The 15,172-nt window shown below is 45.9% G+C and carries 14 protein-coding genes and 1 riboswitch; of the genes, 7 read left to right on the top strand and 7 right to left on the bottom strand.

Going from position 1 to position 15,172, the window contains the following annotated elements; translation table 11 throughout:
• The first annotated feature begins 31 nt into the window (after nt 1-31).
• Nucleotides 32-136: riboswitch (SAM riboswitch) on the top strand.
• Between the two features lie 81 nt (nt 137-217).
• On the top strand, nt 218-1,528 hold the full coding sequence (locus tag ACY2IG_RS15535) for a Na+/H+ antiporter NhaC family protein (RefSeq protein WP_290753404.1): 1,311 nt from the start codon (nt 218-220) through the stop codon (nt 1,526-1,528).
• Between the two features lie 39 nt (nt 1,529-1,567).
• Here ACY2IG_RS15535 and ACY2IG_RS15540 read toward each other — a convergent pair whose 3' ends face one another.
• Nucleotides 1,568-1,771: a hypothetical protein gene (locus tag ACY2IG_RS15540; protein WP_035412176.1), complete on the bottom strand. Its 204-nt coding sequence runs from the start codon at nt 1,769-1,771 to the stop codon at nt 1,568-1,570.
• 159 nt (nt 1,772-1,930) lie between these two features.
• On the opposite strand from ACY2IG_RS15540, the gene ACY2IG_RS15545 reads away from it, so the two are divergent.
• A complete protein-coding gene (locus ACY2IG_RS15545; protein WP_050678472.1) occupies nt 1,931-2,743 on the top strand; it encodes an aldo/keto reductase in 813 nt (270 codons plus the stop codon).
• Nucleotides 2,744-2,865: 122 nt separating this feature from the next.
• Here the strand turns inward: ACY2IG_RS15545 and ACY2IG_RS15550 are convergent, their stop codons facing one another.
• From ACY2IG_RS15550 to ACY2IG_RS15560, 3 genes are all read right to left on the bottom strand, one after another.
• Entirely contained in the window at nt 2,866-3,327 is a 462-nt protein-coding gene (locus tag ACY2IG_RS15550) for a YfbM family protein (protein ID WP_214856632.1), read from the bottom strand.
• 86 nt (nt 3,328-3,413) lie between these two features.
• Entirely contained in the window at nt 3,414-4,859 is a 1,446-nt protein-coding gene (locus ACY2IG_RS15555) for an alanine/glycine:cation symporter family protein (RefSeq protein ID WP_462618172.1), read from the bottom strand.
• Nucleotides 4,860-5,040: 181 nt separating this feature from the next.
• Nucleotides 5,041-7,494, bottom strand: a complete 2,454-nt coding sequence (locus ACY2IG_RS15560) for a CoA-disulfide reductase (protein ID WP_462618173.1) — start codon at nt 7,492-7,494, stop codon at nt 5,041-5,043.
• Nucleotides 7,495-7,695: 201 nt separating this feature from the next.
• Between ACY2IG_RS15560 and ACY2IG_RS15565 the strand changes: the two genes are divergently transcribed.
• Together ACY2IG_RS15565 and ACY2IG_RS15570 are read left to right on the top strand one after the other, a co-directional pair.
• Nucleotides 7,696-8,223 (top strand): type III secretion system chaperone family protein, encoded by a 528-nt coding sequence (locus ACY2IG_RS15565; protein WP_023469644.1) that lies wholly within the window; start codon nt 7,696-7,698, stop codon nt 8,221-8,223.
• Between the two features lie 151 nt (nt 8,224-8,374).
• A complete protein-coding gene (locus ACY2IG_RS15570; RefSeq protein ID WP_290772501.1) occupies nt 8,375-9,550 on the top strand; it encodes a hypothetical protein in 1,176 nt (391 codons plus the stop codon).
• 193 nt (nt 9,551-9,743) lie between these two features.
• On the opposite strand, the gene ACY2IG_RS15575 is transcribed toward ACY2IG_RS15570, so the two are convergent.
• On the bottom strand, nt 9,744-10,310 hold the full coding sequence (locus ACY2IG_RS15575) for a GNAT family N-acetyltransferase (RefSeq protein ID WP_462618174.1): 567 nt from the start codon (nt 10,308-10,310) through the stop codon (nt 9,744-9,746).
• Between the two features lie 103 nt (nt 10,311-10,413).
• Complete coding sequence (locus ACY2IG_RS15580; RefSeq protein ID WP_290753423.1) at nt 10,414-11,031, bottom strand: YitT family protein; 618 nt, start codon at nt 11,029-11,031, stop codon at nt 10,414-10,416.
• A 411-nt stretch (nt 11,032-11,442) separates the two neighbouring features.
• On the opposite strand from ACY2IG_RS15580, the gene ACY2IG_RS15585 reads away from it, so the two are divergent.
• Nucleotides 11,443-12,792, top strand: coding sequence for an FAD-dependent oxidoreductase (locus ACY2IG_RS15585; protein WP_462618175.1), 1,350 nt, complete (start codon nt 11,443-11,445; stop codon nt 12,790-12,792).
• Nucleotides 12,793-12,937: 145 nt separating this feature from the next.
• Here the strand turns inward: ACY2IG_RS15585 and ACY2IG_RS15590 are convergent, their stop codons facing one another.
• Nucleotides 12,938-13,420, bottom strand: a complete 483-nt coding sequence (locus tag ACY2IG_RS15590) for a VOC family protein (protein WP_462618176.1) — start codon at nt 13,418-13,420, stop codon at nt 12,938-12,940.
• Between the two features lie 131 nt (nt 13,421-13,551).
• Here ACY2IG_RS15590 and ACY2IG_RS15595 point away from each other — a divergent pair, with 131 nt between their 5' ends.
• Both ACY2IG_RS15595 and ACY2IG_RS15600 read left to right on the top strand, forming a co-directional pair.
• The gene (locus ACY2IG_RS15595; protein WP_214856640.1) at nt 13,552-14,436 is read left to right on the top strand and encodes an SDR family oxidoreductase; all 885 of its coding nucleotides are present in this window, start codon (nt 13,552-13,554) and stop codon (nt 14,434-14,436) included.
• A gap of 122 nt (nt 14,437-14,558) precedes the next feature.
• Nucleotides 14,559-15,110 (top strand): maltose acetyltransferase domain-containing protein, encoded by a 552-nt coding sequence (locus ACY2IG_RS15600; protein ID WP_462618177.1) that lies wholly within the window; start codon nt 14,559-14,561, stop codon nt 15,108-15,110.
• The last annotated feature ends 62 nt before the right edge of the window (nt 15,111-15,172 follow it).

Genomic DNA, 15,172 nt, shown 5'->3' on the forward strand with positions numbered 1-15,172 from the left:
GAAACGTGTTTTACAACAATTGAATGACTTCTTTTTATCGCGAGAAACGGAGGGACTGGCCCAATGATGTTTCGGCAGCGGACGATTTGATTCGTACTGTGCCAAATCCAGCAAGCGAAAGCTTGAGAGATAAGAAGAGCGTCTTTATTTCATAAAGACCTCCTTCTTTCTTGCGAAGGGGTCTTTTTTTGTATCTTTGAGAAATGAGGTATCAACAATGAAAGAAACGATTACGCCTAACAAATGGGCACTGCTTCCGCTCGTCGTATTCCTGGTCCTCTTCATCGGAGCCGGTATCTTCTATGACGATTTTTACAAATTTCCGATTCTGATCGCCGCTTTGATCGCGTTGATCTTTGCTGCAATCATGACGAAAGGATCGATCAATCAAACGGTCGAACGTATCGCAACCGGTGCCGGAAATCCTGATATCATGATCATGGTCTTCATTTTCTTATTAGCCGGTGCGTTCTCTGGAACAGCGGAAGCGATCGGCGCAATCGAAGCAACTGTCAATGCTGCTTTGACGTTCTTACCTCCTTCACTCCTGATGAGTGGGATATTTGTTATCGCAGCATTCATCTCGATGGCAATGGGTACCTCGACAGGAACGATTGCCGCTCTCGCACCGATTGCCTTCGGTATTCATGAAGCAACAGGTATCAACGTTGCGATCGCAGCAGCGTCAGTCGTTGGTGGTTCGATGTTCGGTGATAACTTGTCGTTCATCTCGGATACGACAATCGCTGCCGTTCGGACACAAAAAACGAACATGCGCGATAAATTCCGGACGAACTTCATGATCGTTCTCCCGGCTGCCGTCTTAACGGTCATCTTACTCGCGTTCGTTTCTGGTTCTGGCGATGCGGCAGCAGCTAAAGCATTCGAGTTCTACAAATTAATTCCGTATCTCGCCGTCATCGTCCTTGCACTATTTGGTGTCAATGTCATTCTTGTTCTCGTCGGTGGCACATTGCTCACTGGAATCATCGGTATGATCGACGGTAGCTTTGGCTTAAGTGGGTTCGTCCTTTCGATGTCTGAAGGAATGATGGGCATGGCAGAAATTTCAATCTTGACACTCCTCATGGGTGGTCTCGTCAGTTTGATCACGTTCAATGGCGGAATCGCCTACTTGAAAGAGACGTTGACGCGCAAGATTTCACAGCGTCGCGGTGCTGAATTCAGTATGGCAGCACTCGTCAGTGCGACGAACCTCGCAACGGCGAACAATACGATCTCGATTCTCGTCGCTGGACCACTCGCGGCTGAAATCGCTGATACGTATGAAATCGACCGCAAGAAATCAGCGAGTATTCTTGATATCTTCTCTTGTGGTATTCAAGGCATCATTCCGTATGGGGCACAACTGCTGATCGCAGCAGAGTTGACGAAGACAGCTTCACCAGAACTGATTCCGTATCTGTTCTATCCGTTCCTGCTCTTCGTCTGTGGATCGATTGCCATCATCTTTGGTTTCCCACGTCCGAAAAAATCAGTTGCTCAACAGGAAAAAATCTCTTCTTAACCAACGACAGGTCCGATCATGGTGATCGGACCTGTTTCATTATTTTTTCTGCTTCGCTTGTCGTTCTAAAATCAAATACGCGATTGCTGGAAGTGGAAACTGAAGGAGTCCCGCGCCTCCCCATACCCACGGATTACGTCCTGATTTTCGTGCACTGAAAAATAGGCTAACTGCTTGCGTGACCAACAAGGCACTAATACTAAGCCAAGCTCCCTTTGATAGCTTTTTATTCTTTTGAGCCATCCTTTCTCCCCCTCTTTCTGACATACGGTCAGATGTGATGAAATCTCTTTTATTTTAACCCATTCTATTCCTCCATGAGCATGGAAACGGACGGTTTCGTTCGTTCGTGCTAAACTAAACGAGCAAATCTAAACTACGTTTTATGAGGAGGAGTAACACATGCAATACGCAAAACTTTCAAACGGTATTACGATTCCCCAAATCGGATTCGGTGTCTGGCAAGTAGACGAAGAAACAGAAGCACCCGCTGCTGTTGCTGAAGCACTACGTGTCGGCTATCGTCATATCGATACAGCTGCTGTCTATAAAAACGAGCGCGGTGTCGCAAAAGGAATCAAAGAAAGCGGCGTGAAACGTGAGGATCTCTTCTTAACGTCGAAAGTCTGGAACGATGATATTCGTGCCGGTCGGACGAAGGAAGCATTCGCAGAATCGCTCGAACGTCTCGAAACAGACTACCTTGACCTCTACCTGATCCACTGGCCAGTCGAAGGCTATATCGAAGCGTGGAAAGCAATGGTTGAACTTTATGAAGCAGGCAAGATCAAAGCGATCGGTGTCTCGAACTTCAAGGAACATCACCTCGATACATTGGCAGAAGAGGGCTTGATGGCACCAATGATCAACCAAGTCGAATTGCATCCACAATTGCCGCAACACGAACTGCACGAATACTTGCAAGATCACAACATCCAAGTCGAAGCATGGAGTCCACTCATGCAAGGGAAATTCCTCGAAATCAACGATTTCAAGGAAATCGCAGAGAAGCATGGTAAGACACCTTCACAAGTCGTCTTGCGCTGGCACCTCGACAACGGTATCGTTGCTCTTCCAAAATCCGTCACACCAGAACGCATTGCAGAAAACTTCGACGTCTTTGATTTCCAACTCGATGCCGATGATCTTGAGAAAATTGATCGTCTAGCAACGGATGTCCGCCTCGGACCGGATCCAGACGAAATCGATTTTTAATCTAAAAGTTATTGTAAAAAGAGTGATTTCCATGTGAAGTCATCTTGATTTAGATGAACGACAAGAGACCCGTTTCCAGTCGACGACTTGGAAGCAGGTCTCTTTTTTATAGATGGTACTAGTCATACGTAATAAATCAAAATCGTATCTTCCGCTTCTTCTGCCTTTTGAAAATAGGCACGCAGATCGGCGAACTGCTCCCAGACATATTCGAATTCGCCCGGTATTCCAGCTTCATCATGAATCGAAGCGAGTGCCCGTTGATCGAAGTTTCGCATCACTTCAGCGGAAATGATCAAAAGCGGTAAAGGAAGAATACCGACGATTGCCGCTTTTTCCTCATTGACGATCAACTCTTCACCAATGATCGCTCGCCCTAGATTATAGTGCGTGTCCTGATCAATATAGATATCGATTTGATTCATCAAATGGTAGATGGCATTCGTTTGTTCGAGGGCAAACAATTGTTCATGGTCGGGTTGTGTCTCATGAATGAATAATATCCAGTCCATGATGATGTGGGGATCGTTTCCGAACGACTCCCAGACCGCATCTGTGACGCGAACGAAATGTACGTTTTCCATTCTCCCCCTCCCTTCTGTACTCTGTATTCCCTTTTTAAATTCGTTCTATACAAAAAAAAGAGCCAGATTTCTCTGACTCCCTTTTCTTAGATCGCTTTTTCGTCTTCTTCTGACCCATGCCATGCTTCAAGCGTATGTTTTCCTGGCAAGTTCGGAATTGAATCCGCATAGAAACGCGGCTCTTTTCCTGCTTTTCGTTGTGTCACGTAATCATCGAGCGCAAGCTTCGCGATTTTTGCGAGGCGGAAAATCGCATATAGATTAACGATTGCCATCAGTCCCATACAGATGTCCGCTAAAGCCCAAACGAGACTAGCCGACTCGACAAGTGAACCGAAGACGATCATGACGAGGACGAGTGCACGGTATGCCATCATGACTTGTTTATTGTCACGGATGAACGTGATGTTCGATTCACCGTAATAGTAGTTTCCAACGACAGAACTAAAGGCAAAGAGGAAGATGGCAAGTGCCATGAATCCTGTCGCAAGTGATCCAACTTGCGACGCAAGTGCCCCTTGCGCTAAATCAATACCGGCTAAGGCATCTCCATTCGCATCTTTTGTCGGAACACCACTGACGAGAACAATCATCGCTGTCGCCGAACAGACCATCAACGTATCAACGAAGACCGCGAATGATTGAATCAAGCCTTGTTTGACCGGGTGGGAGACTTCAGCCGTTGCTGCTGCGTTCGGTGCCGAACCCATACCGGCCTCGTTCGAGAACAAACCGCGACGAATACCATTTAAAACGGCCGCTCCGATTGCTCCCCCTGCTAGTGTCTTAAATTCGAATAATCCTTCTTGGAAAATCAATTTAAAGACGTTCGGTAATACTTCAAGATTCGTCACCATGATATACAGGGCGATCAGGATATAACCACCTGCCATGATTGGAACCATGAACGAAGCGACTGTCGCAATACTACGAACACCACCAAAAATGATCAGTGCCGTCAAGACGACCAATCCGACCGTAATCCACATCTTATCCACACCATATTGACTTTGCAGTGACAAGGAAATCGTATTCGATTGGACAGAGTTGAAGACAAAACCAAATGAGATCGTGATCAGAACACTAAAGACGATTCCTAACCACCGTTGTCCAAGCGCTTTTTCCATGTAATAGGCTGGACCACCACGCCATTCTTTTCCGTCACGTACCTTATAAATCTGAGCAAGTGTACTTTCAACGAATGCTGATGCCGATCCAATTAAGGCAATCAACCACATCCAAAAAACTGCTCCTGGACCACCTAGTGCAATTGCAGCCGCTACACCCGCGATGTTTCCAGTACCAACACGCGCTGCCGTACTGATTGCGAATGCTTGAAATGGAGAGACACCGTCTTTTCCATCATCTGTTCCTTGGAACAATAAGCGAATCATCTCCGGAATCATCCGGAATTGAACGAACCGCATTCGGAGTGTAAAATAAATACCTAACACGACTAGCAGTGTGATCAATACATTTGTCCATAACAAATCACTGACTCTATTCACTAACTTCATTAATTCCTTTTCCATCAAAACTCCTCACTTTCATCCATCTTTTCTCTCTATTTGTATGTAAGTTTTTTTCACATGTGATTTATCATACGCAATTTTTTTTGAAAAATCAAACTCACTTTTACCTCGGAACATAAAAAACGTGTTAAACCTCACATCAGATGTCAGGTTTAACACGTTCACATAGTTAATTCTTTTATTAGATGAACAGATTCAGGTTAGCACCATCTGTTGCGCCGAGATAACTCGCGACACCACCGTAATCAATGCCGTCGAGGAGTTCTTCTTTCTTAATGCCCATGATATCCATCGACATCGTGCAGGCAATCATGCGGACACCGGCCGCTTGCGCTTTTGCCATCATCGTCTCGAGCGCATCGACTTGTTTATCCTTCATGACTTTTTTCATCATTTTTTGACCAGCACCTGCCATATTCATGTTCGAGAGTGGCAGTTCCCCGGCGTGTTTCGGCATCATCATCCCCATCATCCGCTCAATACCGGCTTTCTCGACGGCAGGAGCATCCGGTTTTCGAATGATGTTCAAGCCCCAGAACGTAAAGAACATCGTCACTTGCTTCCCCATTGCTTGTGCACCTTGTGCGATGACAAAGGACGCAAGTGCTTTATCAAGATCACCACTAAAGACGACCATCGTCGCATCATCTGCCGGATTGACTTGAACCGGTGTTGCAGCAGGTGTCTCCCCTTGCCCTTTTTCAAGCAAGACCTCAACGACCCCTTGATTCATCTCCGCTGAATGGACCGAGTGTCCTAGTTTTTTCGCCCATGCTTGAACGTCCGGTAAGAATCCCGGATCCGACGCTTTGACAAAAATTTGCTCGCCATCCGTCATCTGATCGATTTTTGTTTTTAACTCTAAAATTGGACCCGGGCACTGTAAGCCGCACGTATCGAGCAACATCACTTGTGCCGGTGCAGTCTTCGTTTTTGGTTCACGTTTCGTTAACGTTACAGCTGTCTCCTCCTCCGCTTGGTTTCGTGCCTTTTGATCTCGATGCACGACCGACCATGTTTTGTAGCCGCCGCTTAAGTTTTTGACATCATAACCGTGTTGTTGCAACAATTGACTCGCGACATATCCACGTAATCCGACTTGGCATGTTACATAGATCGTTTGATCCTTCGGCAGATCATCTAACTTCTCACGTAACGTCGGTAACGAGATGTTGACCGATCCCGGAATCGCACCTAACTCGTTTTCCGATGGTTCACGGACATCGAGTAACAAACCACCGTTTGCGACGATTGCATCGATTTCGTGCCAATGAACGTTCGTACTGTCACCTAAGACGATATTCGACGCGATATATCCTGCCATGTTAACCGGATCTTTTGCTGAACTATACGGTGGTGCATATGATAGTTCAAGATCTGGTAAATCAAGCACTGTCAAGCCGCCTTTAATCGCTGTTGCGAGGACATCGATTCGTTTCTCGACACCTGTCATACCGATTGCCTGTGCACCATAAATCGTTCCTTCAATTGGATCAAATAACAGCTTCATCGAAATGGGACTCGCCCCTGGATAGTAACCCGCATGGGATCCCGGATGGAGGTGAATCGCTTCATAACGCATACCGAGCTGACGCAATCGTTTTTCGTTGTTACCGGTAGAAGCGACTGTCAAATCGAAGACTTTCGCTACTGCTGTACCGAGCGTTCCACTGTACCGGACATCGCGCCCGGCAATGATGTCGGCGACGAGGCGCCCTTGACGGTTCGCAGGCCATGCGAGCGGTACATGTGTCGCTTCCTTCGTGATAAAATCTTTAACTTCGATCGCGTCACCAATCGCAAAGATCGACGGATCGGATGTCCGCAGTTGATTGTCGACTTGAATCGTCTGTTTGATTCCAAGCGTTAAACCAGCATCTGCTGCGAGCGTGCTCTCCGGTGCGACACCGATTGATAAGATGTTCATCTCTGTCTCAATCACGCGTCCACTTGTCAAGACGACACGACGACCTGCTTCTTCAAAACGAGCGACGCCATCTTCTAGAATCAGCTCGACGCCTTTTGCCCGAAGATGTTCATGAACGATCGCTGCCATTTCCGGGTCGATCGGAGCCATGACTTGGTTTGCCATTTCAACGAGGGTAACGTGTGCCCCACGTTCGACAAGATTTTCTGCCATCTCGAGACCGATGAATCCTCCACCGATGACGACTGCCCGTTCCGGACGTGTCGTATCGACGTATTCTCGCATCCGGTCCGTATCCGGAATGTTCCGTAACGTAAAGACATTTGTTGCATCACTCAGTCCTTTAATGTTCGGACGAATTGGTTTTGCACCTGGAGAAAGAATCAGATGATCGTACGATTCATCGTATTCTTCACCTGTGTCAACGTTACGGATCGTGACAGTCTTCGCTTCACGGTTGATCCGAATCGCTTCCGACAAGTTACGGACGTCTAAATTAAATCGTGCATGCATCCCCTCTGGCGTTTGGACAAGTAATTTATTGCGATCTTTAATGACATCTCCGATATAGTAAGGCAGTCCGCAGTTCGCGAACGAGATCTCTTTTCCGCGCTCGAGCAAAATGATTTCTGCCGTTTCGTCAATCCGGCGTAGTCGTGCCGCTGCCGTTGCGCCACCTGCGACGCCACCTACGATGATCGTTTTCATCTAAATGATTCCTCCTTGAAGTACTATCTGCCACTCAATATACCCTGTTAGGTATGTATTTTCAAGTCAGTTGCTTGCAGCTTCACAGATATGACATATCCCATTCGTTTTGTATTTTCTTCCTATCTGAACGGACATTAGTTGCATTTCCTTCTGAAATGCTTGAAACTAAATCTATAGTATATAAAGGGGGATTTTGCAATGGACCAGGAACGTAACTCGAACGAATCAAACGAGAACAATAAAGTGACACCGATTCACCAAGATCGTCAACCCGAAACAAACGAACAAGGAATCGCGCCACAACAGCAACAACACTTGGAAGCTTTCCAAGCTTTCCTCGTCGAAAAAGGCATTCCAATGGAAGCGCGTGAGAATGAGACACACGTCTTCTTCATGACACAAGAAAAAACACCTGCTGGAGCAGAACCGATGATGATGATTGTCTTCAGTAAGACGACGACAGATGTTGAATTGTTCGCTCGTACGGTGACACACGTACCAGACGGTGTCGAGGATCTTCCGATTCTTAATGCCATTAACGATTTCAACCAAGAGTTCAAATACTTCCGCGTCGTTCTCGATAGCGACCGTGATGTCACGATCGCATCGACAATTGATCTGGATCACGGCTTCAATCCAGCAGCGATCTTCGGACATTCTGTCATGATGTTCCAAGCATCGGACGAAGTCTATACGTATTTGACAAAACTGTATGAACAGTTCTGATTTTTGATTTTGGACGGCTTTGGATTCTTATTCCAAAGCCGTTTTTTATTTAAAGTTCAATTAAAAATATGAATTATTCTCCTTACGTTCAGATTTCTGAAAACAACTACATGATAGAAACTTCTTATCACTTTTGTAGGAGGTCACGATTATGAAAAAGCGCATAAAAGTAGCTTCGATCTTTATGTTAGCTGGCATCTTAGCTGCCTGCGGTTCGAACGAAACCGATACGACTGTACCGAAAAAAGAGCAGTCGACAGAAACGAAATCAGCGGATGCTGGAATCGCTGCAACGACATTGATAGATGAATTGACGATCTACAGCTCGATCAAAGCAGAACTCGACAAAGCGAAAGACGGACAAGCAATGGATTGGAAGATGGTCAAGACGAGTTATGAAGCAAAACTAAAAGGTGGTGTCAAAACGGTAGCACCAGAAATCGACCAAGTCATTCAATCCGCTTTAATAGATGTTGAAGCGAAGAATCTCGATCAGAACATCGCACGTCAACTCGTCGATAAAGGTCTACAATCCTATTTCTATCAATTACAAAAGGCAACTCAAGCAAAAGCTGAAGAAGCACTCGTTGCGGGTAAACCGGAAGCTGCAACAGAAGCACTCAAAGATGTCGAAGCAATGGCAAAGACCGTTTTCATCCCGACAGCGAAAAAGTGCGACGTAAGCTACGATTTCAAAAATGAAGACGCGATTGCTCAAGCAATTACTTCTGGTCTATCTGCCCAGCAAGAAGCCATTGATACTAAAAAAATCGGTGACTTCAATGTCGCGAAACAAGTGACGGATAAATCGATTTATCGTTCGTTCTACTTGGCTGCACTCGATTATGCTCAAAAAATCGAGGATGGTGTCAAAAGCGGGACGGACGAAAAAGAATTACAGGTAGGGCAAGCAGAAGGATATGCTTCCCTCCTTGCAGTTGAAAAATCTTTAGCGGATGGCGAGGAAGAGACTGTCAAAATACTAAAAGAACGTTATGACTTCTCGAAGACAAAGCCAGCTGACGTTTCTTACAAAGAAATCGAAGGATTATTCGCACAAGCGTTGACGGAAAAAGTCGACGAATCTTATGAAGAAACACAAGAAGCAATCGAGAAGAAAGACATCGATACAGCACGGGCAAAAGCAATGGAAGCTAACCTGTTCATCGTTGCGATGAAACCCACGCTTGAAAACCGTCTCGGTAAAGAAAAAGTAGCGCAAATCACTAAAGATGCGAACGAATGGTTCGCGCTCGTTGAAAAAGGTGACGTCAAGGCCAAAATGATAGGTGAACGGATTACGGACGCACTCAAACCATTTAACTAAGCAAAAATGTTATGAAAACGGAGTGCTAAGGTGAACCTCTTCATGTCTACACCAAGCTTCCGCTTTACGAGTGATGCCCGATACGAATCAGAAGACGCGCAAGCGATTTGTATCAACTAACGATGCCATGATGGCATGACTATAAAAACCATGTCGATTCCCGAATGACACTGTGGAGATCGACATGGTTTTTTCATTGCTGTATATCGTAACGACGTTCCATATAATCAAAGGTACCGCCGCTAATTTCAATCGTCCGGACCGGTTTAAAGCCAAGACGGCGATACAGTCGCCGCGCTCCAACGTTCGTTTGATCAGCGTTTAACGTAAACGCTTCTAGTCCCCGTTTCTCGCCTTCTTCCGCTGCTGCCTGCAACAGTTCCGTACCAATTCCTTTTCCACCATGACGCGCATCCACTGATAAGGTATCCAGGTAATAGACCGGTCCTTCCGTCTCGACGTCGATCTGGACGTCTTGACCTGTCCACTGTTTCAATTGTTCTTTAATTGGTTCGTCGAGTTGTTTCGCCTCTGTTCCGGCATAAGCGATCACGATGCCCGCTACTTCGTCCTTGATGATTTTCACGAGGATGTTCTCATGACTGAGCCGGTTTCCGGTTTGGGAAACGAAATAAGCGAGCCTTTCTAGAACCTCTTCTTTTTCTGTCGTTCCCGTCAATGTCTCAGCAATCTCATGAATCGCTTGCTCAATCAACGGGGCAATCTGTTGTGCTTCAGAAGCATCTGCTTGTCGAATCATCTAATCGTTCTCCTTTGAACTTATTTTCTAATTAATGAACCTGAAAAATCGGACTCGACGATGTCGAATCCGATACATGATTTTTTTAGATATTCATCCGTTTTTACTGCGTCACTCTCTTTATGACAGGTGCTGGTACGATGATAGGCTCCCGTGTCATGACAGCAACGACACGACCGGCAATCGCTACGGCCAGTAACGTATATAACGTTAAGCTAAGTGGCAGATAAACAAGTGAAATCACTAACACGATGGCATCGAGTCCGAACAAAATCGTCCCGATTGATAGACCTGTCAGTTTGCTGAGTCCCATCGATAGCAAATCGTCTCCACCTGTTGCCGCTCCACTTTTCAAAACAAGTCCGAGACCATACCCGGTCACGATTCCGCTAGCGATCGCTGCGATGAGCGTCGCTGGCCAAGCCTGTTCTGGAAAGTGGAACAAATCGAGTCGGTGCCACATTTCATAAAAGAGTGATAACGCACCTGCTGATAGTAATGCTTCACTGACGAAACGCTTGCCTTTGAAGTACAAGGCACCGATGAAAAATGGAATATCGAGCACGATCATCGAGATCGAAGGATTGATATCAAAAAAGTATCGACCAAGCAACGATAATCCGATAAAGCCGCCTTCTGCTAATCCGAACTGTTCATTCAATGTGTAGTAACCGAACGCCATGATCAGCGTTCCGGTTAAGATGGTTGCGATTCGTTTCATGTTTTATTGTCCTCTCCCATTTACATCGTGGGAGAGGTTTTATACGTCCCGTTTGGGTATTCATCTATTTTCGCTCTCCCTGATTTTTATAAGCCATTACCGTCTTGTTCGTCTTGACCGGTACTGCTAAAAATCAGGTAAGCTGAATAGATGATTGGTCCTCTCGGTATCCATCGGTTTCCACCCCTTCATTAAAAATCTATTTTCATTATAACCCGAATTTCAGTAACTAAAACAGTTTTACGCATTCTTCACATAATCCAAACACTTTTGCTCACTCATTCACAATTTAGACAAGATTATGCTCAATGTTGAACAAACTACTTGAAAGTGAACTTGTGAAGGATTACACTAAGTATATCAAATGAATGTGATTTACATCACAAACAAAACACAAAGGAGACTTTACCCATGAAAGTAGCAGTCATCGGATGTACACACGCAGGAACAGCAGCAGTCAAAGAACTCGCTTCACAACAAGATGTCGAGATCACCGTTTATGAGCGGAATGACAATGTATCGTTTCTCTCTTGTGGGATCGCACTTCACGTCGGTGGTGTCGTCAAGCACGCGGAATCGCTATTTTACTCGTCACCAAGTGAACTTGCTGAGCTCGGAGCCGAGATGCGTCTGAAACATGATGTACTTGAAATCGATAGTGAACGTCAAACGATCGTTGCGAAAAACCTCATGACTGGTGAAGTCGTTCACGATACGTACGATAAACTCATCATGACGACTGGATCTTGGCCAATCATTCCAATGCTTCCTGGCATTGAGTTGAACCAAATCGAGCTCTGTAAAAACTATCATCACGCTCAAACAATCATCGAAAAAGCAGCAGATGCAGAGCGGATCACGGTCGTTGGTGCAGGCTATATCGGTGCTGAACTCGTCGAAGCGTTTGAAGCCTACGGAAAAGATGTTACGTTCATCGACAGTGCAGATCGCATTCTCAACAAATACCTCGACCGCTCGTTCACTGACGTCATTGAACGCGAATTAACAGATCGCGGCATTCGTCTTGAACTTGGACAAACCGTCCAAAGCTTTAAAGGGGAAAACGGTACTGTCACACACGTCGTCACAGACAAAGGCACATTCGAAACGGATCTCGTCATTCTCTGTGTCGGTTTCCGTCCAAGCACGGAACTCTTAAAAGGACAAGTCGATATGTTACCGAACGGTGCCATCATCGTTGACGATTATATGCGGACAAGCAACCCGAACATTTTTGCTGCTGGTGACAGCTGTGCCGTCTATTACAACCCAGCTCGGACACATGCCTATATTCCACTTGCAACGAATGCTGTCCGGATGGGTACGCTCATCGGGAAAAACTTACTTGCTCCAAAGATTCGTTACCAAGGAACACAAGGCACATCTGGTCTTCGCTTATATGATTTGAACATCGCGTCGACTGGTTTGACAGAAGAAGCGGCACCCTTGTTCGGACTTGAAGTGAGCAGCACGACAGTTACCGATACGTATCGTCCAGAGTTCATGCCAACAGCAGAAGACGTCCAGTTGAAGCTCGTCTTCGAGACGGCAACACATCGTGTCGTCGGTGCACAAATCATCTCAAAAGTTGATTTGACACAGGCAATGAACACACTTTCTGTCGCGATTCAAAATGACATGACACTTGAAGAGCTCGCTTTCGTCGATTTCTTCTTCCAACCGCACTACAACAAACCGTGGAACTTACTAAACCAAGCAGCTCTGCAAGCCATGAGCGAGCGCCAATCAGCTCGTGTCTAAATTTATTACAAGATAGATTAAGTGCAATTTTTCTCTATTATGAGGAGAAAGATTGCACTTTTTGTTCATTTCGAATCATCTTCTACAAAAGAACACGTCATGCAGTTTGCCCTTTGAATGCATAATCAATGACTGAACGTTACAGTCACCTCTTCATTTTTTCCGTTTCAGTCTGATAAAGATGCTGCCAGTCCTGATACGACATCGTTCCGTTCATCGTCTCCATATCAAAGCGTAACGGTGCGATCAATTCGAGTGAATTGCCATCTGGATCCTCGAAATAGATCGCTGCGTGCGCATGTGGATGATTATCGAGAACGAGCGGTTGATTAGCTCCTGCTACACCAAAGGCTGATCGAACTTCAATCCCTCTCTCCTTTAACCAGTCCTGTGCTTTATCGATATTTTCTTGCTCCATCCGAAACGCAACGTGGCGAATCGACGGATGATACGGTAACTCAGCTTGACCTGCTTTCCATAGCCCCAACCAACTCTTACCGTGCTCGATCCAAAAGAAAGCGACACGTTCATTTCGGAACGCACATTCAAGACCTAACTCTTCGTAAAAGACAATCGATCGTTCGAGCTCTTTGACCGGTAAATGGGCTTCATACAGTCCAGCAATCATCTTCTTCACACTCCTCTTTTTCGAGTGTAAACCATCAATTTCCAAATTTACTACCATCAAAAACGTTTAATCCGACTTGTTGAGGGAACATACAACCTATACCAAAACCAACTTTCAGGAGGAATGTTTACATGGCTGCATCGAAAAATCCGTTAACACAATACTTCAATGACGATTTCCCAAAACAATATCAGGACGCCCCAGCGGTTCAAGCAAAAATGGAACCTGTCCCCGATTGTGGAGAAGAAAGTTATAAAGGTTCTGGCAAATTGATCGGCAAAAAAGCACTGATTACGGGTGGCGACTCCGGCATCGGCCGAGCAGCAGCAATCGCCTACGCTCGTGAAGGGGCTGATATCGTCCTTAACTACTTACCGGAAGAACAACAGGATGCTGAAGAGGTCAAAGCACTCGTTGAAGCAGCGGGACAAAAAGCATATCTCTTACCTGGTGATTTAAGTGATGAAGCGTTTTGTGGACAACTCGTCAAAGAAGCACACGAATCACTCGGTGGACTCGACATTTTGGCACTTGTCGCTGGTAAACAACAAGCTGTCGAAAACATTCTCGACCTTTCGACGGAGCAATTACGCAAGACATATGAAATCAACGTCTTCTCCCTCTTCTGGGTCGTCAAGGCAGCCTTGCCACTCTTAAAGGAAGGCGCTTCGATTATCACGACGACATCTGTCCAAGGATATAATCCAAGCGCGAATCTCTTGGATTACGCTTCGACGAAATTTGCCATCAACGGTTTCACACGTGGACTCGCTAAACAAGTCGCGCCAAAAGGAATCCGTGTCAACTCCGTCGCACCTGGTCCGATTTGGACACCGCTTCAAATCTCGGGTGGTCAGCCAAGCGAGAACATTCCAGAGTTCGGACAGGAAACACCACTGAAACGAAGTGGTCAACCGGTCGAACTGTCCGATGTCTATGTCTTCCTCGCTTCAGACGCTGCAAGCTATGTTACAGCGCAAATCTATGGTGTCACAGGTGGAATCGAGTTAGCATAAGGATCGAATCTCGACAGGGTAGCTTCGGCTATCCTGTTTTCGCGTGTCTTAACGGGATATCAGTTGCATCACCCGGTGCCATTTAGTCTAATGAAAGTAATAACGATGAAGGAGTGAGTCAGATGACTGAAAAAGAAAAGATGATTCAAGGAGAACTCTATTTAGCACAAGATCCAGAACTTGTGGCCGACCGCATCCGAGCACAATCGCTCTGCTATGAGTTCAATCAATTGAGTGTCCATGATCGTGCCAAGCGAAAGATGCTTTTACAGCAATTGTTTCAGACGGAGCAAGCCGACTTTTACATCGAACCAACCTTTAAATGTGATTATGGCTACAATATCACGTTAGGGGCTCGTTTTTATGCCAACTATGACTGTGTCTTGCTCGATATTTGTCCGATTGCGATCGGCGACAACTGCATGTTTGCTCCAGGAGTACATATCTATACCGCGACCCACCCACTCGATCCTGTCGAGCGCAATAGCGGTTATGAATTAGGAAAACCGGTCGTCATCGGGAACAATGTCTGGATCGGTGGACGCGCGGTCATCAATCCCGGTGTGACGATCGGAGATAATGCAGTTATTGCCTCAGGTAGTGTCGTCGTCAAGGATGTACCGGCAAACAGCGTCGTTGGTGGAAATCCAGCTCGGATCATCAAGACGATCTAATTCTCATCAAATTCTAATCTGTTCCTCAGTTTCCTTTCACGTGGTCTGGTTATTCTATGTAT

The sequence above is a fragment of the Exiguobacterium sp. EF_C8 genome (genome assembly GCF_054956715.1).

What these genes read in the sequence shown, in the direction of transcription:
- ACY2IG_RS15535 (WP_290753404.1), top strand. Translation starts at nt 218, where the DNA reads ATGAAAGAAACGATTACGCCTAACAAATGGGCACTGCTTCCGCTCGTC.
- ACY2IG_RS15540 (WP_035412176.1), bottom strand. Translation starts at nt 1,771, where the DNA reads ATGGCTCAAAAGAATAAAAAGCTATCAAAGGGAGCTTGGCTTAGTATT.
- ACY2IG_RS15545 (WP_050678472.1), top strand. Translation starts at nt 1,931, where the DNA reads ATGCAATACGCAAAACTTTCAAACGGTATTACGATTCCCCAAATCGGA.
- ACY2IG_RS15550 (WP_214856632.1), bottom strand. Translation starts at nt 3,327, where the DNA reads ATGGAAAACGTACATTTCGTTCGCGTCACAGATGCGGTCTGGGAGTCG.
- ACY2IG_RS15555 (WP_462618172.1), bottom strand. Translation starts at nt 4,859, where the DNA reads ATGGAAAAGGAATTAATGAAGTTAGTGAATAGAGTCAGTGATTTGTTA.
- ACY2IG_RS15560 (WP_462618173.1), bottom strand. Translation starts at nt 7,494, where the DNA reads ATGAAAACGATCATCGTAGGTGGCGTCGCAGGTGGCGCAACGGCAGCG.
- ACY2IG_RS15565 (WP_023469644.1), top strand. Translation starts at nt 7,696, where the DNA reads ATGGACCAGGAACGTAACTCGAACGAATCAAACGAGAACAATAAAGTG.
- ACY2IG_RS15570 (WP_290772501.1), top strand. Translation starts at nt 8,375, where the DNA reads ATGAAAAAGCGCATAAAAGTAGCTTCGATCTTTATGTTAGCTGGCATC.
- ACY2IG_RS15575 (WP_462618174.1), bottom strand. Translation starts at nt 10,310, where the DNA reads ATGATTCGACAAGCAGATGCTTCTGAAGCACAACAGATTGCCCCGTTG.
- ACY2IG_RS15580 (WP_290753423.1), bottom strand. Translation starts at nt 11,031, where the DNA reads ATGAAACGAATCGCAACCATCTTAACCGGAACGCTGATCATGGCGTTC.
- ACY2IG_RS15585 (WP_462618175.1), top strand. Translation starts at nt 11,443, where the DNA reads ATGAAAGTAGCAGTCATCGGATGTACACACGCAGGAACAGCAGCAGTC.
- ACY2IG_RS15590 (WP_462618176.1), bottom strand. Translation starts at nt 13,420, where the DNA reads ATGATTGCTGGACTGTATGAAGCCCATTTACCGGTCAAAGAGCTCGAA.
- ACY2IG_RS15595 (WP_214856640.1), top strand. Translation starts at nt 13,552, where the DNA reads ATGGCTGCATCGAAAAATCCGTTAACACAATACTTCAATGACGATTTC.
- ACY2IG_RS15600 (WP_462618177.1), top strand. Translation starts at nt 14,559, where the DNA reads ATGACTGAAAAAGAAAAGATGATTCAAGGAGAACTCTATTTAGCACAA.